Origin of the sequence: Bacteroides mucinivorans (genome assembly GCF_034654355.2) — a bacterium.
In the GTDB taxonomy this organism is placed as follows: Bacteria; Bacteroidota; Bacteroidia; order Bacteroidales; family Bacteroidaceae; genus Bacteroides; species Bacteroides nordii.
In genome coordinates, this window is the sequence record NZ_CP178179.1 from 601,872 (window position 1) to 624,702 (window position 22,831).

Sequence of the window (22,831 nt, forward strand, 5' to 3'; positions counted from 1 at the left end):
CAAGCTTGCACTTTTCCACAAGTGGGGAAGAGAAAATTCCGATTAAGTAATCCCTTTACTTAATTTCCCTTTTTTTTTATTTTTCATATTTTAAATTCATAAGTAATACACGTATGAGCAAATTTTCTTTGTTCATAATGGCGTTATGTACGCCGTTATGTTCTATGGGTACGTATGCCCAGGAAGAGGTCAGGCAGGTGATATCCATTGATGAAATGTTTTCACTGGCCGACCAGAATAGTAAATCGTTGCGTCCGTATGCCACCGGAATAAATGAGGCACGTGAAGGGGTTCGAGTCGCAAAAAATGCCCGTCTACCGGAGATTGACGCCTCTTTATCTTTTAGTTATCTGGGTGATGGGCGTATGATGGACCGTGATTTCTCTAACGGTTTTAATGCACCAATGCCACATTATGGTAATAACTTTGCAATCGAAGCTTCCCAAGCTATTTATACGGGTGGTGCCATCTCCAATGGGATAGCTATTGCACGTTTGCAGGAAGAAAATGCTAATTTGAGTCTGGAATCCAATCGTAATAACGTTCACTTTTTGTTGGTGGGATATTATCTGGACTTGTTTAAGCAACAAAATATGTTGCAGGTATATGAAAAGAATATAGAACAGACCAAGCAGGTACTTAAAGATCTCCATGTGAAAGAGAGTGAGGGAATTGTCCTGAAAAATGATATAACGCGGTATGAATTGTTATTGTCCAATCTGCAACTTACCCATACACAAATTCAGAATATAATAACAATTTTGAATAATAACCTGACTACGACTTTGGGCTTACCCTCTGCTATCAGAGTAAGTCCGGATACTACTATTTTATCGCGTGTACTTCCGGTGGAGAGTACAGAGAGCTGGACTGCTACTGCCTGTGTTAATTCTCCCACGTTGAAACAAATGTCACTTGCCATGCAGATAACCCAACGTCAGGATAAAATAATAAGATCTGAGCGAATTCCCAAAATCGCTTTGTTTGCCGGCAATCGTTTTGATGGACCTATCATCATTGAAGTACCACCTATCAATAAGAACTTCAATTATTGGTACGTGGGGGTAGGAGTGAAGTATAACTTTGCTTCTCTATATAAAACGAATAAATCGGTATCCCGTAGTAAATATTCTGTTCAGCGCGTTCGTGAGCAATACGAAGATGCCAAAGAACAAACCGAGTTGGCGGTAAAGGCTGATCATGTCAAGTATCTGGAGTCTTATGTAGAGCTGAATACTCAGCAAAAGAGCGTAGAACTGGCCCTCCAGAATTATGCGGTAGTCAGTAACCGATACAAAAATGATATGGCACTCATTACCGATATGCTGGATGCCAGTAATGCAAAACTGGCGGCTGAATTACAGCTGGTGAATGCTCAGATTAATATCGTTTTCAACTATTACAAACTTCTTTATATTTCCGGAACTCTCTAAAAAATGTGATTATGAATAAGAAAACTAAAAAGCTGACTTTTAATGTTGTTGTTATCGTTCTGTTAATAATCGGGCTTGTATGGGTTTGTGCCCGTTTTGTACATCTGGGTAATGTAGAATTTACCGATAATGCCCAAGTGCGTCAACACATTGTACCGGTCAATAGCCGGGTGCAGGGGTTTATTAAGAAAATCTATTTCACAGAATACCAGACCGTGCACAAAGGTGATACATTGGTTGTGATTGAAGATTCTGAATTCCGTTTCAGACTGGCACAGGCAGAAGCCGATTACCAGAATGCTTTATCCGGAAAGACGGTAGTGACTTCGACTATACATACTACTCAGAATAATATTGCTGTATCCGACGCCAGTGTTCAGGAAGCTAAAATACGGTTGGACAACGCCGGGCGGGAATACAATCGTTATAAGAATTTGCTGGCGCAGGATGCTGTAACCCGTCAGCAGTATGATGCCATTCAGACAGAATATGCAGCCTCAAAGGCGCGTTATGAACTTTTGCTCCGTCAGAAACAATCTACTGCACTTGTTAATCAGGAACAAACCCGTCGTTTGGAGCAGACCGATGCCGGTATTAAAGTAGCAGAAGCTGCCTTGAATCTGGCCCGGCTGAATCTTTCATATACTGTGATTCTGGCACCTTGTGACGGGACAACCGGGCGGAAGGAGATACAGGAAGGACAATTGGTACAGCCGGGACAAACGCTGGTAGATCTGGTAGATGAAAAGGACAAATGGGTGGTAGCAAATTATAAAGAAACACAGACAGCACATATTAACGAAGGATACAAAGTCGATATTGAAGTAGATGCCATACCGGGCATTGTATTCAAAGGTTTGGTGAAATCTGTTTCACAGGCTACTGGAGCCAGTTTTTCTCTTATTCCGCAAGACAACTCAGCCGGTAATTTTGTAAAAGTAGAACAACGGATTCCGGTTCGTATCGAATTTTCCAAAGACAACAGGCCGGAGGATATGAAGCGTCTACGCGCTGGTATGAATGTAGAATGTATTGTTAACTATTAATCTATGCACGAAACAGGTCCTTTTTCTATTCCGGCTATTCGTGACTTCGTTCCGGAGAAGCTGAAACCGTGGATTATTATTGTTTTCGTTATCATCTTCCAGTTTTCCGGTGGAGTTTATCTGGCAGCTGTTAGCGAGATGGTCGGTTCTACGGCTTTGATGCAACAAGATATAATGATGGCAGGATATGCTTCTTTGGTGGGGATGGGATTGACATTCAACATCATGTTCCGGCTGAAATTTCGTTTTCCTTCTAAAACGGCTTTTCTTACCTGTTGCATTGTTATCATTATCTGCAATTTGATATGTATGCATACACATAGTGTTCCATTGCTTGTTTTTGTCTGTTTCATTGCGGGTATATTCAGAATGTGGGCAACGTTTGAGTGTAACTCTACCATCCAGCTTTGGCTTACCCCTAAGCGTGATCTTTCTGTCTTTTTCTGTTTTATCTATCTGTTGGTACAAGGATGCATGCAACTCTCGGGGTTGTTAACTGTTTATACAGCATTCTGGGCTAAGTGGGAGTATATGCATTGGGTGGTGATCGCACTACTTTTGTTGATAATGTTAATAACCATGGTTATCTTTCGCAATTTTCGTTCCATGCCTAAACTTCCTCTTTATGGCATCGACTGGCTGGGTGCTATTATGTGGGGGAGCATTGTGCTGTGTATCATTTTTGTATGTGTGTATGGTGAGTATTATGATTGGTATGAATCCGTTTATATACGGGCAGCTACAGGGGCAGGTGTTGTGCTTTTGCTGTTAAATCTGTTTCGTGCTTCTTTCATACGTCATCCGTTCATTGCTCTGGCAACCTGGCGATATAAAGTTGTGTATATGACTTTTCTGTTTTATATCATTGTTGATGTATTGCTGGCACCCTCTCATCTATTTGAGCATATTTATATGGAAGCGGTACTTGGTTATGACTCGTTAAATGTTATTTCACTCAACTGGGTGCTTCTTTTGGGAACTGTTGCAGGCAGTGTATTTACTTTTTACACCTTTTCGCGTAACAAATGGTGTTATAGGACGATGACGGTCATTGCCTTTATGGCTATTACCGGTTATTTGATGATTTTATATTTTACGATTGATTATAATCTGCCTAAAGAGGCTCTGATAATGCCTTTGTTTTTGCGTAGTTTCGGCTACGTTATTATAGCCATATGTTTTCTTACTGCCTTGTCTCGCGTACCTTTTCAGAACTTCTTTCAGGCAATTACGATACAGAGTTTTGTCAGTGCGGGGTTTGGCGGAGTGTTGGGTACGGCTATCCTTGGGCACGCTTTGAATGTGGTATTGAAAAAAAATGCAATGTTACTGGGGACTACCTTAGACCGTGTCAACCCTTTAGCCAATCAGTTACCGGCAGGTGAACTTTATGGAGCATTACAGCAACAGGCGTTAATGGTTTCAATGAAAGAACTATATGGATGGCTTACGATGATAAGCTTGCTTTGCCTCTTTCTTTTCTGGATCAGTGAGAATTCTGTTCGTCCGCTTCATGTGTTGCATCCGCGCTATCGGGTTATCCGTAGATTCATAAAACATGAGCTGAGAACGAGTGGAATGTGGAGGTAATGTATTGTGACAAATTGTAATAAAATGAGCGGTTTTGTAACAGGTTGATATATAGCGTATTATTAGCTCTTATTTTTCTCCGTAGAGAAACAGGTCGTTTCTCTACGGAGATCGCCTCGTTTCTCGTAGAGAAACGACCTGTTCTTCTACGAGGAACGAGACGATCTGTAATTTCCTATTCTTAAATCAGGACAAATTGTCTTTTTCCCGGATCTTTTTATTTCATCGTTAGTAGTGCCTCCTCCCAACTGAGTGTAGCATGTTCTACTACCAGATCCCATTCGTTCTGCCGCTCATTCCATGCATAACTCTGATAGTTTTCGGCCATTCCCATTCCATTTCCACGATATACGGCTTTTTCTTTAATATTTGAATAGGTTTTTGTTCCGGCATTCCAGGAGGCATATTCAACGGCTGTCTCATCAGTGCCGTATGTTATGGTCAGGCAGCGGTCTTTATCATATTTTTGCGCTTGCTTATTCCATTTCAGCACTTCTTTTTGTATGAGGCGATTCTGCTCGTCATACGTATAGTTATACTTTAGATGAGGTTGCAGATACTTCTGGTTTTGTACTTCGTATACAGTTTGCGATTCTACTTTGCCATTATTAATTTCACTGTTGTAGGCGAAGTTTGATACTGAAGCTACTGATGTGGCCATTGCCATTACTGCTGAAAGAATAACTGTTGCGTTCATACTATTTATTTTTTTAAGTTTTTGTTCCTTTTGATGTTGCAAAGGTAGGGCGCTCAAACTTATTAGTATGTTATCGCATTGTTATCGTTACGTTATCTTTTTGTTAATGGCGGGCAAGTGTGGGACGAAAAGGGATATAAAGTACATAGTTACATGCCACCGGACTGCCTTCAGACATAGCTGGAACCGCTTTAGGCATACTCTTGACAATTCTCAGTGCTTCGTTTGCAAACTCAGAATGGGAGTATTTCAATATGTGTGCATTAATGACCTCTCCTTCTCTGCTGATTGTAAATTGACATAAGGCGTATCCTTTTGCCGCTTTAGCCAATAGGGCAGGGGGATATATCAGATGTTTTGCTGTATAACTCTCGGGTGTATAATCAGGAAACTCAGGAACAGATTCCAGCTCTCTGCCCGATTCTATGCTTTGCCACAGGCCGGTTGGAAAGATACCGGCATATTTGGGTTGCTTATATTCGTCAGGAAAGGCTTTATTTCTCTCCTGTAAATCTTTTAGTAAGATCCAGGCATCGCTTATAATAAGGCTTTCCGGGATAGCTTTCCCTGTCGACAGTGCATAGACTGATTCATAGATCTGTACCAGGCGCCCCATTAATGTGGCTCTGTCCGGCGACCATTTTTTCCCGGTCAGTACCTCTCCCTTGTTATTGGTAGTACTAAAATAATAAGTCGTTCCATCCAGTCCTGTTGTTGAACCGTCCATGTCCTGAATTTGATGGGTAGTCATCTGCAGGAGTTCGCCTAATGCCTGATAGAGTGTTTTGCTTATTTCCGTAGATTTTGTATTTACTTTTATTGTACTTTTTTCAGCCTGCCAGCTATTTTGAGACAATGTATTTGAAATCAGATAATACTTACCATTTTGGGTTTCTGCTGATACTGCATATTCCGGCGAAAAGGAGGGGATTACTGCATAACAGGCATAGGGCTTTTTACTCAGTCCTGTACTCAGCAGTGAGAGTACATTGCTATAATATCCGCTTAATTCACTCTTATACTTAGAGTAGTCTTTGATCGGTTCCAGGTAGTCAATTTGTCCCGTCATACGGAGTGAGAGTAACAGGAGCAAGAGTGTCGTGATTGTTTTTTTCATATCTGCTATTCGTTGAGGCGTTTTCAGGTAAGTCGTTGTTCTGCTATGTACTTCCAAAGCGGTGCTGCATGCAATGATTGAATTATTTCGTTGTCCAGTAACAATTGTTTCACCTCTTCCAGTGTGAACAGATGCACTGTCAGATCTTCGGTATCTTCGAGATGCTGCGATGAAATGAGCTCCACGTCTGTGGCCAGAAAGCAATATGTGACATTGGTATGTGTACTGGGATTCGGAGAAATTACCATATATTCCTGCCAGTTTCCATTACCGTATCCTGTCTCTTCCAGCAGTTCACGTTGTGCCGAAATGAGTGGAGAGGCATCTTCTTTCTCACATACTCCTGCGCAGAGTTCATAACATGTTCGCGCAATTCCGGGTCTGTATTGTCGTACAAAAACAAAGCGCCCGTCGCGGGTGATCGCAATCATATTTACCCAATCCGGATATTCCAGAATATAATACTCCGGAATACGATTACCAGTGGGTAACAGAAACTCATCCTGGCGTACGGTAAGCCAGGGACGACGGAAGATATATTCACTGCTGAGGGTTTTCCAGGCTTTGTTTTTTGTCTCCATAAAATCAAAAGTTTATATTCTCTGAGGCAAAGATACTGTTTTTAGCTTAATTTTAAGAAAATAACGCACTTATTTCTTAAATAATCATTTGACAATGAACACCCTATCGGTAAAAATGCTATATTCACAACAAATAAAAAAGCGCGTTAAGTAATCTGAGCAAGAGATAGTATATACTATATATATTTTCTATTATTAATTACTTAAATTCATTTTTTATGGAAGTAAAGAAATCCAAAAGAGCAGCGATTGAGAGCCAACGCGGCACTTGGTTGCTTGTGGGTTTTGTTGTAGTGCTTGCTTTCATGTTCGTTACGTTCGAATGGACACAACATGACATCAAAGTTGCTACCGGCTCGCTCGCCGATGACCCCGTTTTCGTTGAGACACTTCTCCCTATTACGTATCCTGAAGAGAAGCTGGAACCGCCTCCACCACCCGCTATGAAAGTGGCAGAATTGCTCGAAATAGTTGATGATACCGATTTGGAAGCAGATGCAGTGATTATAGGCTCTGAGGATCTAAGGGACCCGGTTGTGATAAAATACAACCCGGTTGTGGTAGAACCAGAAAACGAGCCAGTCGAGAATGAAATTTTTGTTCTTGTTGAAAAGATGCCGGCGTTTCCGGGTGGAGACGGAGCATTGTTCCAATACCTGAACAAAAACATTAAGTATCCTGTGGTCCCTCAGGAACAAGGGATTCAGGGAAAAGTAATTATCCAGTTTGTTGTTGACAGAGATGGAACAATTACCGACCCTGTAGTAGTACGCAGTGTAGATCCTTATCTGGATAAAGAAGCGCTTCGTGTTATTAAAGCTATGCCGAAATGGACTCCCGGAATGCAGAGAAACCAAGCGGTCAGAGTGAAATACACAGTGCCTGTGACATTCAGATTACAGTAGGATTTTCCAATTGATTTAATAAATGAGTCGGCCCGGTTGCAAACGAGCCGGCTCATTTTTTTGCTTAGAGTCTATTGGGGGGCAGGCTGGTTGATAAACGAAAAAACTATATCTTTGCATGAAAATTCCAATATAGCAAACGATGAATCTTATACTGACTTTGAAACGTCCTTTTATCTGGCTTTCCCGCATTCGCCACCGCTGTGGATACGGAGTACATTCCCCCTTTGCTTTTGAGCTGATTACTTGCCTTATTTATGAGAAAGCTCCTTACTATGCTTATAAAGAACTGGAAGCAGAAGAAAAGAAGCAGAAACGGAATCACGATAAGGGTTGGAAAAGTGAACCCCGGAAAGTGAAGCGGCTGTTGTTCCGCCTGGTCAACAGGGTACAGCCTGATACAATTGTAGACGCAGGTGTGCCTTCTTCCTCCTCGCTCTATCTGCAATCCGGAAAAACAACGGCCGATTATACATTTGCTTCGGAACTTTCCGAGTTATTTCTGGAGGCAGGAGTACCGGTTGATTTCCTCTATATCCATAAGGTGAAGGAGCCATCTTTTGTAGAAGAGGTATTTCGCATTTGTGCGGCCCGTTCTACGCAGCAAAGTGTTTTTGTCATCGGTGGCATACATTATTCCGGAACGATGAAACAACTTTGGAAACGCTTGAAAGCTGATGATAAAGTAGGCATTACATTTGACCTTTATGATGTGGGAATTCTTTTCTTTGATAAAACAAAGATAAAACAGCACTATGTAGTCAACTTCTGATTATCTTTGTGTGTTAACCATAGAAAAGAATCACTCATAAAATAAAGATTATGAAAAAGAGCCTTGTATATACAAAGACCGGTGATCTGGGTACTACCGGATTGATTGGTGGCACACGTGTTCCGAAGACTCATATCCGTCTGGAAGCTTATGGCACAATAGACGAATTGAATTCAAATATTGGATTGTTGATAACGTACCTGAATGCTGAACGTGACAGGACGTTTCTACAGAAAGTTCAAAATAAATTGTTTGCTGTCGGTTCTCATTTGGCTACCGATCAGGAAAAAGTTCAACTAAATAGAGTTAGTGTCATCACTCCTGATGATGTAGAGCAGATTGAGCATGAGATAGATGCTGCAGACGAAATTCTTCCCCCTCTGCACTCTTTTGTGTTGCCAGGAGGTGCTACTGGTGCTGCTGTTGCTCATATTTGCCGTACGGTTTGCCGTCGTGCAGAGCGTCGGATACTTGCTTTATCCGAAACCTGTACAATTTCTTCTGATTTGTTAGCTTATGTAAACAGATTATCAGATTATTTCTTCGTTTTATCACGAAAAATCAATTTTAACGAAGGAAAAGAAGAAATATTTTGGAATAATAGTTGCAAGTGAAATATTTTGTTATACTTTTGCCGAAAAATGAGAATCTAAGATTAATATTCACAATTTAAATACTTATAGCTTATGTATTGGACATTGGAATTAGCATCAAAACTGGAAGATGCTCCTTGGCCGGCAACTAAGGATGAACTAATTGATTATGCCATGCGTTCGGGAGCTCCTCTTGAAGTGATAGAAAATTTGCAAGAAATGGAAGATGAGGGCGAAATCTATGAGAGTATAGAAGATATTTGGCCGGATTATCCAAGTAAAGAAGATTTCTTTTTCAACGAAGAGGAATATTGATATAGAATGACATTAAATATTCAGGTCCTGTGATCAGGTCGAAATGGATACATGGAATGGGTAATTGAAAAATTACTCATTTTTTGTGCTGCATATGACAAGGGTTGGTTCTTTGTAAATACCAATCCTAAGGTTTTTTTGTGTGCTTTTGGGAACTATAGATACAATAACTATATCAAATTTCTATTTATTGATAGCATAATAATCTTTTATGATCTAGCCCAATAGTATATTCAGACATCTAAAAGGAACTCTCAGATGTGTGAGCCGAAGTTGGCTTACTATCAGGTATTATTTTTACAGACCAATGCCATATTCTTTCTTCGCAATATTGATGATTTTAACCAGCCTAAAATTGTATCATTTAAGAGGTAAAGGATAAGCATATTCATTCTCAAATCTCAAAATACAGATATCCCATTCACTCTTGTCTGAATTATAATAAGTTGATTTCTTAGCGTTCCAAGTTGGAGTTTCTTTTAAATCATAAACGACCTCCCTTTTTTCGTTTGGGATTGCTCCATACTCTTCTTCATTCGAAGAAGAACCGTCTATTAATTCTATTGTTACAGTGCCTAACAAAGTTGTAACCTGTTCAATATCTGAAATTGAATATTTCAAGAGCTTGACCGGACAAGTGAAAGAATCAATAATTTCTTCATCGGCTTCTAACATAATGAATCCCGTTCCATTTTTACGCAAATAGGATCGTAAATGGATATCGACAACATGTATTTTTGAAAATCTTGCTTTGAGAGTAAGGCTGGGGTCATTGGGTACAATTGTGACTTTTGTCTGTCCGTCAAACCAGCCCTCAAAATTATATTCGTATACAGTTGCAGGAGGGGGAAGTGCCGTTCCAACTTCAAGAGGATTTGTTACTTTTGTTCCATCACCACCTAACGCAGTATTATCTAAAGTTACATTACAATAATATTTAGTATTCGGAGTACTTTTGGAAACATTATATTCATGAACTTCAATAATTTTCTTAACATTATTTTCCATTAGATAAACCTGAGCCAATCTTCCTGATGAATCGTAATTATAATACGTGATTATGCCTTGAGGATTAGTGGAAGTCAACATTCCAACTAAAGGCTGAAAAGTATAAGTACTTACTGATGCATTAGGTAGTTTAATGCGCAATGAATTTATTAACTCCATATTAGGAATACTTTCTTTTGATAATACCTCAGGATCCATACAGAGAGCTGCTTTTACCTGATCATAAGTCGCTCCTTTGATTTCTGCTACAGGATATTGACCATTATATGACCAGAGGTATACGGATTTTTCAAGACTATTTTTTACAAAGCTAATTATATTTCCATAATTATCATATTTAAGATATTCTTCTTTCTTTTTAAAATTACTGTTTATCAAAGAATAGTCAAAACTTATAGATTCTTTAAGAGTCAACTCTGACAGGCTTTTTTTTAATATTTGATTATTGAATTTTCCGTAGTTATATTTAATACCTGATAATACCTGTGTACCTTTACTGCTATTTTTTCGTATAGATTTAATAAGGAGAGCAGGTTCATTAATAATGTTAAGTTGAATTAAGTCGCTTACATTATCAACCCCATCTATTATACTTGAGCTATCAAAGGGATAGAAATATGATAAAACCAATGTGTCCAAATTACTTTTTACGGTCTTTTTTTCTGCAATTAAATTCTTTTCGTTATATAAATAATTTTTTGTGATTAGCACTTGATTTTCATCTAATTGTGATTCTTCCACAAGGCGGCATGGGGTAGTATATATTCGATTTGCAGCAAGGCCTATAGACGTAGATAATATGGAAACTTCATAGTTGTCCACAGCTTCGTTAGTGTTGTATATATATGATTCTGTGGATAGTTTTTTTCTGGAGCCAGAATAGGTTGTTTTGGTTATTAACTTACCTCTATATCCAGATAAGTCATTAGAGTTATATAGACCAAATTTATCTAATAATTGGAATTTATTGAAGGATCTACTAATTGATTCACTTTGAACAATCTTACCATTTATACTTTCATCATCTGGCATATCTATCATTGATGAAAAGTGATAATAAATTTTACTGTTATCATTAAAAGATTCTGAGACATCACTGTATCCAATATGGAATTCAGCGACATTATGTACCTTTCCTATAGTATTACTACTAATAGACCACACATCTTCAGTTATTTTATCGATATAATTAGGTCCCATTCTTTGGTATACTAAAGTTTCTACCGGAATGTTATATTTGGGTAAATCCCCAATAATACCACTACCTGCACCTTTGTCTGGAGTGATATAGCTAAATGTGCGAATTATTTCTTTTTTGCTCCATGGATCATAATTGGTTATACTTTTTACTCGTACACCACCGCAAGGAATACTACTTTGGCTAAAGTTTACTTTCCATGAAATGTTGTCGTCACATTTAACTTTCCAATAATTATATCGGTTGTATTCATATGTTATTTTAGTCTCTCCTTTAGTTGGATGTGTGATTTTGTTTAACATTGCAATGTCGCAAATTTTAGTGTTTACATGTTTCCTGTCATTTATGTTATTTAAGTATTCTCTGGCATCTTCATTGGTCGCATAACTACCATTCCAAAATCCCCAATGATCAATACCTATCGTTAATGGGTCAGGTAAATTCGTGTTAAGATTATAATCAAAAGAATAAACGTCAGGAAGTGTGTTTTGACTGTTTATTTTTAATTCTTTCATAAAGAAGTATTTTCCACTTCTTAGATAATCGAAAGTTATAGACTTTATCAATGTAATGTTATATCCTAATTGTATCTCTTCCAAATATATTAAATCCTCAACATTGTTTTCTCCCCAAAATGAGATAGGTGGTCTTCCTGTTCTAAATGTGATATGTGTTTTATCAATGGTTATTTCTTTGATTATTGGAGTAATTAATTTATCTTCAATTAAAATACATTTTTTATTTATATCACTTACAAAAGGTGGGTAATATCCGGAAGCGCCTCCTAGCCAAATACGTTGAGTTACTTGATTATATGCATTTAGAAGAAATAGGTTATATTTGTTTTTTTGCTCATATTGCTTATATTTAAACTGTACCTTTCTTTGGCTATTGACATTACAAATTGTTTTTAGATGCCAAGATATAATGTGGACTGGAGAAATTTTAGTTCCTTTAGGATTATTGGGTATATTATACTCCAAATAAGATACATCTCCACCAAATTCATAAATATATCCATCAGGAGTAGTGATTTTAATAGTAGAGTTAGTTGGAGGAACTGATGTAGAATATTCTTGGATTGACAAACTGCTTATATCTATTTTGTAACCATCTCCTAACGATGATATGACCTTACCATTATTATTAATAAAGAAATAACCTCTATGTTCTCCAAATGAAAAATTAAAAATATCGGGTGCGTAATCGTATTCAAGATCTCCGGAAACGTATGGGGTTCCTTGTGTTGTTGTTGCTATATTTAGGTTATATAAATCTGCTTTGCTATAATGTCTACATCTATTATCTCTTATTGCGACCAGAAGGCCATCCAACATGTATTTACCTGTTGTCGAACTCTCTTTAAATCCTTTTACATCATCTGGACTACCACAAATATTTCTTGTTATTACTCCTCCAACTTTCAAGCCCCAGTTATTACCGACTAAAGTTGGACTTCTACCTGGCTTAAATCCATCTGATAGATATTCTAAGTCAATAGTGATATTAAAAGTGTTATCTTTAAAATCTAAAAGTGGAATCTTTAGATCAAGTAGTCCATTGTAATAATTAATATTCGCATTATTATATTTGGTAAATTCAGCTGTCTGGGGTGTTGAAAATCCCAAGTTTTTAGGTGAAAAGTAATAATTAATAAAATTATTTGGAATAAAATCTTGTGCAAATAATAAATTAAAGCTATTACTGACAATAATTAGCCATGATAAAACGATTACATAACGGATTATATGATGATTTTTTATATTCATTTTACATTAGATTATGTTAATGACACTCTACTTTTAAACTTACTTGAAGTGTGCTCTCTTTTTATAAAAAGTTACTTCATTCTTACAATGAGCAAAGTCTACCCTTTTATAATTATTTTAGGTATACCGAGGAAATGTTTGTTACAAATCAATTGTTTAAATGGGTAACGGGCCGTTTTATTGTTACAATATGGTTTTAATTGCAAATCCATTTTTATTATTAATAGTAAAATCTGTTTTGGATAGATTCCTCATAGTTTAATATCCTCTAAGCTTAAATTCTCCGCGCTCAAAATGTTCAATCACAGTAGGCGTTGTATAATTGATACCAAAATTATCCGGTCCAAAGTCGTATTTTACTAAGAAACGTTTTTTGAAATCCCGATAGATTTTCATAGCCCACTTTACATACTCTTCGTCTTTCTTAATAAACTCTTGTGTGGGTCTGTCAAAATATTGTTTGGTAAAATAAAAACTAGATGGAGGAAGTAATTGGTCTTTTGTGATTTTTTCAAAATCAAATTGAATTATAAGTTCTTTATCACAATTTGCATAATATGTAAGTTTACCTGACGGTGGTAAGTAGCTTTTATATTCAAATAGTTCAACCCATTTTGGCAAGGTTAAATAGACTTGACCATGATTTGATGTATATTCAGCATTAAGCTTCACTATGATATGATTCAAATCAGAGCTATATGTTTTTACACACATAATATCGCGCTCTTCTAACCATTGCTGTATACCAGATAATTCTTCTGGCAATACATAAAAATTAATTTGTGATGATAACATATTATATTTTATTATGAATATTATTCTAATTATAAGGAATAAATATAGGCCGTTGTCCCGTTGCCTTTTCAATATCATCAAGTGCTCTCCTTTCTCGCGCAACTGGAGTCTCGTTCTTGTTTTGACGCCCTACTTGTACATACTTAACCTCACCAGTAGTCGGATTTATACCTCTTACATCCACAGCACGTCTAGTTTTTTCACCATTTGGGGTATAAATAGTTCGCTCTGTTCTTATATCTTCAAAACCATTACTTTTCAACTGTTCCATTGCTTCTGCAACTTTATCTTGATGCGCCTGGCCTCCTCTTTTTCCAAATGGATTTGGAACAAATTTACCGATTTCTTCTCTGACTTCTGAGGTAACGGTTTTACGAACAATCTTTTCTACTGGCTCTTGTATAAAAACACGGGTAGAAACTGCTTCCATTTTTGCTCCGGGGATAAAATTAGAAAGCACACCTTCATTATAACTATTCCAGGCTACCTCCATATTACGGGCATTACTTACCCTATTTAAGGTGGGAGCATTCACTGGTTGCGATTCAAATAGCAAGCTAAGAAAAATAGGAATGGCTGGCCAAGGGAACTTGCCATCTGGATCGATATGTCCCAACGGATTATTCAAACAATATGCATATGGACTGATTGAATAATATTTCTCACATAACGGGTCTACAGACATGAAGCGATCCAAAGCCGGGTCATAAAAGCGGGCATGAGAATCATACAGATTCAATCTCATCAATGTCTCAAATTCTTTCCCTCCAAATCTGTATCTCTGCGGGGGTTCCTCCCATTTGCTATCTTTTATGGGCATTCCAAAAGGAAAATAGTCGTCCATCGCTTTCACCTGACCGGTTGAATTAGTAGTAGCGCGGTTATTTCCTATATGGTCTTTGATATAAAAATAGTAATTCCCATCTTTGATATATCCATTGTCAATGAGTATTCTATCAAGACATATTGCTCCATCAATAATCTTATATATGATGTTCCCGCAATAATATGTCGATTCTAATCTATCCGTAGACTCATCCATTGATGCGCCTCCGGCTATTTCGGATGGATTCAGTGAATGTCTTAAAGATACAGAACTTGTGGATGCTAATTTCTTTCCTGTTGCTAAATATAGGTATTCGATTGACCCGGATACCAAAGGGTTGTCAACCACTATTCGCTGAGGCAGATTGAGATAATTATTTTCAATGGTCGCGCACCTATAAGGGTCTTTGGTAACTGCACCATTTAGATCATATTCATAAGATTGAAGTTTACCGACTCCTGCCATATCTCTGAAATCATATGAGTTGTATTCCTGTGAATCTTCAGCAGAATCTTCTACCGTCTGAATTTGATTGCCTAAATAGGATATTGTCATGAAATCAGGAAATATAGTGCCGGTACTTGTATTCATACTTCTGTATATATTTTTTACATTTCCATTTTTATCATATATAAATCGGGCATTTGGTGTTCCAAATCCACCATCTTTATTCATATATTCGATCATTCTTGAAAGCCCATCATACATCATGGATATATTCCATTTGCTTGAGCCACTTCTTGATTCTCTGTAATCATTTATAGAAGTTATATTTCCAATCTTGTCATATTCAAGTTTTTCCTTGTATATACTATTATTTGAATCGGCCAACCAGGATCGGATATTATATTTATAATTCGTTTTTAAAGCATCTTGATTGTTCGTTTGCGTTGATGACAGTTGTCCCAACTCATTATATGTATTTTGAACTATAACAATTTCACTTCCTCCATTCAGCTTATGTTTTGTTGCTATTAAACGCCCCGCATGGTCGTAGTCATGGCTGTATATTTCATTAGTTTGATTTAAGGTTAGTATAGAATGTTCGTGCAGCTTTTTTATGGGTTTTCCTTGAAAATTATAAGCAATGTATTCATTGTCAACCCCAAGCTCCTGTAACCAACACTTCTTTGTTTGGATAAGACGACCACGGTCATCGTAATATAAAGCGGAATATTCGTCGAATATATCTTCATAACCTGAGATTGCCGTGTTTACATAAGTGCCTGTCAATAGCCCTTTCGCAGAATAACTATTAACATTATATCGTTTGCCATATCCTTGACGTTCCTCGTATTCAAGCATGGTACGCCTTTCCTGCTTTATGTCCAGAAGAAAGTCATAATTATCGTAATAGTTTATGGTAAGTACTCTTACATATTCAGGGCTAAAATTTGAAAAGGAATAACCGGATCTACCTTCATAAGTCCCGACAACCAGTTTGTCCTTATAATTATCATTTGATATGTTGGCGTTATAACAGATACCGGTTTGTACAATACGTCCGAATGCATCAGGAACAGAGTATAACCATTCACCTGTTTTACGTTGTTCTGCATTCTGGGTAAAAATCAATCGGTCTCCCCTATCGTATACATAATAAATCCAATCACATCCGGGCAGACGTTTTCTGATACATCGATTGCGCTCATCATATTTATAAAGATAAGCATATTGTTTTACTTCTAGGCTATTATCCGTTATTTGTTTATTCTCTTTGATAAGCTTATCTGCAAGCATGGGAGGAATGACATAAGATAAATTATCAAAATCGTCATATACATAGTATGTATCATGTGCTGTACCACTATTCAACTGACGCGTAAGGATTACTTGTCCTTTTTTATTCTTGAATTCATAAGAACTATAACCTTCTTCATTTTTTACTTCAGTCACATAGAGTTCCCCTGAGGCAAATGGTACTGGTTTTACAAGAGAAGTATTCAAGTTACTGCCCGTTATAGTAAAACACATACAAGATAGCTTACCATTAGCTTCATTTGTTAAATAGTTTGTTTTAATTGAATAGTTCCAGCTATGCCACTTGGAACCCGGACCATATTGTTCCAAAATTCTGTTTAATGGAGAAGCTTCGTAGATTGTTTTTGAATAGGGTTTGGAGTCATTTATGTTAGAAGCTATTGCTGCTGATTTCACTTCAGGACTTCCTGTGAAAGCACCATCTTTTCCTGAAATTACCGCAGGAAGCCAAGTCGCAACATTTCTTCCGCATGCATCATATTCTTGTAGGGTCACCAAACTATTGTGCTCGGGGGTGATACCGACTTGAACTGTTTGTACAGGACGTCCTAATCCATCGAAATATTGTATGCTTTCTATAAATTTAGTTGGATCTGTCTCATCTGTCATCGTTTTGGTTCTTATATAATTTTGATCCTGACTTTGAGACATGGCACAGACGCAGTATACTATATAAGCTATAAATAATATAGAGTGTTTCATGGGAGTTATTTTTTCAAGACAATATTAGACACGGATTCATTTCTGACATCGAACTTAATAATGTATGCACCGGGGAAGAGAACGGAACAGTCTATTGTTTCCTTAAACAACCCTTTCTCTCTATGTTTTGAAGTGATTGCTTTCACAACTCCATATACTGAACTATATAAGGTAATGGCTACTATGGCTTCATCTTCCAATTTGTATTCTATGTTAAGTGTGGTAGATACAGGATTGGGCCAATGGTTATAAGAAAAGTTTTTGCTAATCCAACTTGTATTTGTTTTATTGTTATTTAAACTATCCAAAACTGCCAGATTTTCAGGATCATCGTTAAGGTAATAATGGTCTATCGGTGGATAAAAATAGGCGGTTGTAAAAGTTTCGTTTTTGAGGCTATCTACCACTTCGAATGCTTGAACAGTTTCAAAGATAGGGTAACGATAACCTTTGGCATACCAACTATATGTGTTTGCTTCTATCTGCTTGTGGCATTTGACTGGATTCTGTTTTTGCTGCCTGCTAAGTAATATTTTAGCTATGTCACCAGGGCTGGGTTTGTTTTTTTTTATGTTAGAAGTATCATTTATAATTTGTACAGTTTTAATTCGGAGAATATTATTTAGTGTATCACCCGAAGGTAATATCATTTTCCCATAAGCATCTGATTCAACGCTTATATTTCCATAAGTATTGGTTCTTTTTAATGAAGTATGCAATCCTTCTGATTCAAATTTTTGTTCTATTTTTCGTTTGTAATTAAAGGGAAAAACCATCAATGGAAGTGGCATCTTATGATGCATAAGCGTTACAGGATTTTCATGGCCCAAACAAAACATCGTGTCTCCTTTTATCTGATAATAATACATCGTGGAGTGTTCCTCACCAATGATCAAATGATTTATATCGGAGTCTTTTTTGAGTAGTGTATCTCGTCCCATGATATAAATACTGTCATTGATAAGTTCCGGAGCACGAAAAGTCAATTTGTATTTAGGGTTGACAGCTTTCAGCATACTGAAATCCCATATTACATTTTCACCAGCTCTTCCCGGATCTTTATATTGCATCTGTTGTTTTATGATTTCGTCTCCATTACGGACGGAATTATTTTCACGGGTTATCTGTCCGGAGATTGATAAACAAAAAGAACCTGATAATAATAGCAGTAGTGTTTTTTTCATAGTGATTGTATTTAATTATAAGTTGGTATATTGAATAGTTAAGTAGTTGGTTTAGGAATGTCTGCAAAATTACATATTATTTAATGCTATTCCAATATTATGGTTCAATATTTTTCTTTTTTGTGCAAAACGCTTCTTTCTTAAAAAAAAACTAAGATCATCCAGTTGTATAATTTACTTGTTTGTGTATGTATCCTGACTTATATTTAATACGAATTTCAACTATTTGAAACAAATTAGTTCATAACAGAATACACAAATGTACAGAGTTATTGTAGGAGTTGATTTTAAAAATTAAAACTTTGTGCTTTGTTACTTTGTGGTGTGGTGTATTCAAAATCGTACAACAATGAGCTAAACTTATCACAATTACACTGGCTCCCAAATCACTTTTCATTTAACCATAATTTGAGAATTTCACTCTTAGTAAAAACCGAAAGTGGAACTTGAAAGGAATTATATATTTCTCAATTTTAATGAGCACGGTGTATGCAGCAATTATTAGGTGACTAAGTAATGTTTTCGATATATTTGGCGCCTGTTTAATCATGATATATCACAGTGGGAATAAATGGAAAGGTGGAATAAAATGAAACACAAATTACACAAATTTTAAATTCTAATTTGTGTAATTTGTGTTTTACCTGTTCATAACTTATGAATAAATTGAAAATAGTTTTTTAAAATACCGGCATCTGCCAGATAAATCCTACGGATACACGGTTGGTGCTGTAATCTTCTTGTCCCAGTACTTTGGCACGGGAAGTGAAATTATAAGTTCGTCCCACATAGGTGAGGAAGAAGTGCAGATTGGTTTTCATCGGATAATACTCTATACCGGTGAGGTACCCCCAGGAAGTGCGATAATTACCTCTGGCTATTCCTTCCGTACTTTTGGTGACAGAGGCTGTTTCATACATACCTTTTACAAACGCATTCCATTTGGGGCAGAATCGATAGTTCAGTTTGGTTACAATAGAGAGGTATCCGGCATCAAAAGCATTATGACCGTCCGGACGTCCTACTATTCCGGTGATTGTACCATTCCGGTCTATATCTTCGTGAGAATACATAAAGTCGAGGAACATATTAAACTTATCCAGGTTTAGCTCATTACCCAGTGCATAATAATACATATTCTTACTTTTAGCTTCACTCAGGACGGAGGCCGACCAGCGGGTCTTGAATACATCATTGAAATTACCATTCCAGTTCAATGTGTACACCAGTGGCAATTTACCGGAGCGTAGATCAGGCCGTTGCCCCTCTTCATTTTCTGTGATACCATAGGTACTGTCGAATGAACCGTTGCGGCTGTTCAATATCTGCAGATTGAGTTGTTGGGTCGAAGTAAGATTATAACCGATGTTCAATCCCGTCATGAAATTACTCATATTTTCAATCATGTCACTGTACTCGTAGATGTCTATCGGATTCAAGTCGAATTCAATACCCCCATAAGCAGCACACTGTTTACCGGCAAAGAGATTGAACTGATCATTCAGCTTGATACCTATTCCGGCGTAGTCTATAGAGGTAGGTATATTGTCAATCATACCACCTCCTTCGTTGGAGCGGTTCAGTCGCTGGCGATAGCGATACGAGAGCCAGTCATTGATATTTCCTTTCATCTCGATACGGAGCTGGCGCATTTTGAAAGCACCTTCTTCAAATCCGTCCCGGAAGTTCGCATCGAAGCTTCCCTGCATATTGAGGTAAAGGTTGAACTTATCCGATTTCTTTTTGACATCCGTCAGTTCTTCGAATAGTGTTTTATCAACCATAAATTTCTTACTCTTCTCTGTCTTTTGGGCATATATCCCCTGGATACTGCCCATGATGAGCAGTATAAACATTATTTTTTTCATAATCGGATCGGTGAATTAGCGGTTAGTGATTAGTGATAAGTGATTAGTGCCATGCGGCGTAAAAGCGCAGCTGCTTATCACTTATCACTAATCATTAATCACTCATTTTTTAGTATTCATTAAAGTATTTCTGAATCTGTTTCCAGTCGTTCGTTTTTGTCAATGCAAGCATCAACAATACACGTGCCTTTTGTGGATTCAGCTCCTGAGAAGCAACAAATTGATATTGAGCATCATCTACCTCTGCGTCCAGAGTAGTCGGGCCGGTAGGTACTCTGGAAGAGCGGACTACCAGAATTCCCTTTTTGCGGGCTTCCGTCAGTATCGGAAAGATATTTTTGTGGATATTTCCGTTACCTACACCGGCATGAATAATACCTTTGTATCCGTTGTTCAGTAAAGGAGTCACCATATCAGCTTCTATATTCGAATAACTATAAACGATCCCTACTTTGGGAAGTGACTCCAGGTAAGTCACATCAAAAACGGACTGCATCGTATGTTTTTTCAGAGGTGACTGGTTGTAGAATACTTTTCCATTGAAGATGTATCCCAGCGCACCGGAGTTAGGAGCCTGGAAAGTCTGTACATCAATGGTGTTCATCTTTTGTACACTTTCTGCTCCGAGGATAAGGCCATTCATTGCAACCAATACTCCCTTGCCACTTGATTCTTTGGCACCGGCAGTAACTACGGCATTGTATATATTCAACGGACCATCAGCACTCAATGCAGTGGAAGGACGCATGGCGCCTACCAGTACAACAGGTTTAAAGCTTTTCACCGTCAGGTTAAGGAAATAGGCAGTTTCTTCCATTGTGTCCGTTCCGTGAGTGATGACGATACCGTCTATATCCGGACGTCTCAGCAATTCGTTTATTTTTTTTGCAAGTGTTAACCACACAGCATCATTCATATCCTGCGAACCGATTTTTACGATCTGTTCGCCGGTAACATTGGCTATGTCGTTCAACCCGGGTACTGCATCCAGCAGAGTACTGATTGCTACTTGCCCGGCGGTGTAGTTGGTTGAAGTAGCCGATGTCCCTGTTCCGGCAATGGTTCCGCCTGTGGCAAGAATATGGATATTAGGTTTTCCCGCAGCAAAAGCCAGGGTGACGGAGAATAGTAACGAGACTACTACCAGACTCAGTTTTTTTAATTCTTTCATGACTAAATGGTTGTTTAGGTTAATAATATATCGGTTTAATAAATTTGTATGAACAAGAGTCCCAATACGATTGCTACCACTGTAGATACAATGCCGGGCATCATAAAGGAATGATTCAACACATATTTACCTATTTTTGTTGTGCCCGTGCGGTCAAAATTGATAGCTGCTACCACAGTAGGGTAATTCGGAATGAAGAAATATCCATTCACCGCCGGGAACATGGCTATCAGCATATAGGGCGAGATACCCAGTGCAATACCCAGTGGCATCAGTGCACGTACAGTGGCAGCCTGGCTGTAAAGCAGAATAGACATGACGAATAGTGCGATACCAAATAACCAGGGCATTTCGCGCACAACTCCTTCGATGGATTGGGTTAGTTCGCCCATATTCCCCTGGAGGAATGTATCACCCATCCATGCTATTCCGAAGATAGCGATTACCGCTTGCATTCCTGCCGGGAAAACAGAACCTTGTGTAGCTTTGAGGCCGTCAGTCTTGGTAAACAAAAGAATAAGGGCAGCTGCCGAGAGCATGACAATCTCTATGATGGAAGACATACCTAATGTGACGATTTCTCCGTCGATAAGGAATGAAGGGCGCATTCCTTCAAATGAGCCGAAGAATACAATAAACACGGTGGCTAATATGAAAATGAGTACCGAAACCAGCGCATGGCGTTTGTTCTGTACATCTTTGATTTCCACTTTGTGCTCTTTTATCAGTCCTTCTGCAACACGCTTTTGGTAGTCCGGATCGTCTATCAGTTCTTTACCTACCCGCATGGAGAAAAAAGCGCCTACCAGTACACCTATGATTGTAGCCGGGATTGTTATTTTCAGAATATCAAACAGAGTGATATCAAATCCGGCCAATAGTCCCAACAGAGCAACTGTAGCAGCAGAAATAGGACTTGCCGTAATAGCCTGTTGCGATGCAATGACAGCTATACCGAGTGGTCTTTCCGGGCGTATCTTGGTTTCAGTGGCAACCTCTGCAATAACCGGCAGGACCGAATAGGCTACGTGTCCTGTTCCTGCAACGAAAGTGAACAGATACGTCACAATCGGGCTGAGGATCGTGACATGCGAAGGGTTTTTGCGTAGCAACTTTTCGGCTAATTTTACCATGTAGTCGAGTCCTCCGGCTGCTTGCATACAGGAGGCTGCCGAAATAACAGCAGCAATCATCAACATCACATCAATAGGAGGCGCAGTCGGTTGCAGACCGAATACGAAAGTAAGTATCGCTAATCCGACACCTCCCATTACTCCTAATCCGATGCCGCCCAGGCGAGCTCCGATAATAATAGCTGTTAGTACAAATGCTAATTGTAAAATCATATCTTTCTTTTTTAAGGTCGGGTAAAGATAACAGAAATCTGCTAATATGATAAAACAACAAAAAATAAGTTGAATAGTTTTCGCATATTTATTAAAACAATAAGAGCCGGGTTTGGTTATTATAGCAGAAACTAATAAAACGTCATTGTTAAAA

17 protein-coding genes are annotated in these 22,831 nt (G+C 38.0%); 7 read left to right on the top strand and 10 right to left on the bottom strand.

The features are described from left to right. Positions 1–113 precede the first annotated feature (113 nt). The 3 genes from VCM39_RS02020 to VCM39_RS02030 are packed head-to-tail and all read left to right on the top strand — an operon-like array spanning position 114 to position 4,069. A complete protein-coding gene (locus VCM39_RS02020) occupies positions 114–1,433 on the top strand; it encodes a TolC family protein (protein WP_322934040.1) in 1,320 nt (439 codons plus the stop codon). Between the two features lie 11 nt (positions 1,434–1,444). Then, positions 1,445–2,479 (top strand): HlyD family secretion protein, encoded by a 1,035-nt coding sequence (locus VCM39_RS02025; RefSeq protein WP_221649194.1) that lies wholly within the window; start codon positions 1,445–1,447, stop codon positions 2,477–2,479. Between the two features lie 3 nt (positions 2,480–2,482). Continuing rightward, entirely contained in the window at positions 2,483–4,069 is a 1,587-nt protein-coding gene (locus tag VCM39_RS02030) for a hypothetical protein (protein WP_289290782.1), read from the top strand. A 217-nt stretch (positions 4,070–4,286) separates the two neighbouring features. Here the strand turns inward: VCM39_RS02030 and VCM39_RS02035 are convergent, their stop codons facing one another. The 3 genes from VCM39_RS02035 to VCM39_RS02045 all read right to left on the bottom strand — a co-directional run bounded on the left by VCM39_RS02035 (position 4,287) and on the right by VCM39_RS02045 (position 6,464). Next, the gene (locus tag VCM39_RS02035; protein ID WP_322934041.1) at positions 4,287–4,766 is read right to left on the bottom strand and encodes a DUF3836 domain-containing protein; all 480 of its coding nucleotides are present in this window, start codon (positions 4,764–4,766) and stop codon (positions 4,287–4,289) included. A 103-nt stretch (positions 4,767–4,869) separates the two neighbouring features. Then, positions 4,870–5,883 carry an energy transducer TonB gene (locus VCM39_RS02040; RefSeq protein WP_322934042.1) on the bottom strand — a complete coding sequence of 338 codons (1,014 nt, stop codon included), beginning with the start codon at positions 5,881–5,883 and terminating at the stop codon, positions 4,870–4,872. 23 nt (positions 5,884–5,906) lie between these two features. Continuing rightward, a complete protein-coding gene (locus tag VCM39_RS02045; protein WP_322934043.1) occupies positions 5,907–6,464 on the bottom strand; it encodes an NUDIX hydrolase in 558 nt (185 codons plus the stop codon). Positions 6,465–6,682: 218 nt separating this feature from the next. Between VCM39_RS02045 and VCM39_RS02050 the strand changes: the two genes are divergently transcribed. The 4 genes from VCM39_RS02050 to VCM39_RS02065 all read left to right on the top strand — a co-directional run bounded on the left by VCM39_RS02050 (position 6,683) and on the right by VCM39_RS02065 (position 9,049). Then, a complete protein-coding gene (locus VCM39_RS02050; protein WP_322934044.1) occupies positions 6,683–7,369 on the top strand; it encodes an energy transducer TonB in 687 nt (228 codons plus the stop codon). Positions 7,370–7,511: 142 nt separating this feature from the next. Further along, positions 7,512–8,141 carry a hypothetical protein gene (locus VCM39_RS02055; RefSeq protein ID WP_322934045.1) on the top strand — a complete coding sequence of 210 codons (630 nt, stop codon included), beginning with the start codon at positions 7,512–7,514 and terminating at the stop codon, positions 8,139–8,141. A 50-nt stretch (positions 8,142–8,191) separates the two neighbouring features. Further along, positions 8,192–8,755: a cob(I)yrinic acid a,c-diamide adenosyltransferase gene (locus tag VCM39_RS02060; RefSeq protein WP_221649201.1), complete on the top strand. Its 564-nt coding sequence runs from the start codon at positions 8,192–8,194 to the stop codon at positions 8,753–8,755. A 72-nt stretch (positions 8,756–8,827) separates the two neighbouring features. Next, positions 8,828–9,049 carry a DUF2795 domain-containing protein gene (locus tag VCM39_RS02065; protein WP_002558131.1) on the top strand — a complete coding sequence of 74 codons (222 nt, stop codon included), beginning with the start codon at positions 8,828–8,830 and terminating at the stop codon, positions 9,047–9,049. Positions 9,050–9,409: 360 nt separating this feature from the next. On the opposite strand, the gene VCM39_RS02070 is transcribed toward VCM39_RS02065, so the two are convergent. From VCM39_RS02070 to VCM39_RS02100, 7 genes are all read right to left on the bottom strand, one after another. After that, positions 9,410–13,024: a hypothetical protein gene (locus VCM39_RS02070; RefSeq protein ID WP_322934046.1), complete on the bottom strand. Its 3,615-nt coding sequence runs from the start codon at positions 13,022–13,024 to the stop codon at positions 9,410–9,412. Between the two features lie 258 nt (positions 13,025–13,282). Beyond that, positions 13,283–13,819, bottom strand: a complete 537-nt coding sequence (locus VCM39_RS02075) for a hypothetical protein (RefSeq protein WP_122201749.1) — start codon at positions 13,817–13,819, stop codon at positions 13,283–13,285. 25 nt (positions 13,820–13,844) lie between these two features. Further along, positions 13,845–17,108 (bottom strand): DUF6443 domain-containing protein, encoded by a 3,264-nt coding sequence (locus VCM39_RS02080; RefSeq protein WP_322934047.1) that lies wholly within the window; start codon positions 17,106–17,108, stop codon positions 13,845–13,847. A gap of 5 nt (positions 17,109–17,113) precedes the next feature. After that, on the bottom strand, positions 17,114–18,292 hold the full coding sequence (locus VCM39_RS02085; protein ID WP_413544820.1) for a T9SS type A sorting domain-containing protein: 1,179 nt from the start codon (positions 18,290–18,292) through the stop codon (positions 17,114–17,116). 680 nt (positions 18,293–18,972) lie between these two features. Beyond that, on the bottom strand, positions 18,973–20,160 hold the full coding sequence (locus VCM39_RS02090; protein WP_322933505.1) for a porin: 1,188 nt from the start codon (positions 20,158–20,160) through the stop codon (positions 18,973–18,975). Between the two features lie 109 nt (positions 20,161–20,269). Continuing rightward, positions 20,270–21,331, bottom strand: a complete 1,062-nt coding sequence (ansB, locus tag VCM39_RS02095; protein ID WP_221649203.1) for an L-asparaginase 2 — start codon at positions 21,329–21,331, stop codon at positions 20,270–20,272. A gap of 35 nt (positions 21,332–21,366) precedes the next feature. Beyond that, entirely contained in the window at positions 21,367–22,677 is a 1,311-nt protein-coding gene (locus tag VCM39_RS02100) for an anaerobic C4-dicarboxylate transporter (RefSeq protein ID WP_322933506.1), read from the bottom strand. Positions 22,678–22,831: the final 154 nt, after the last annotated feature.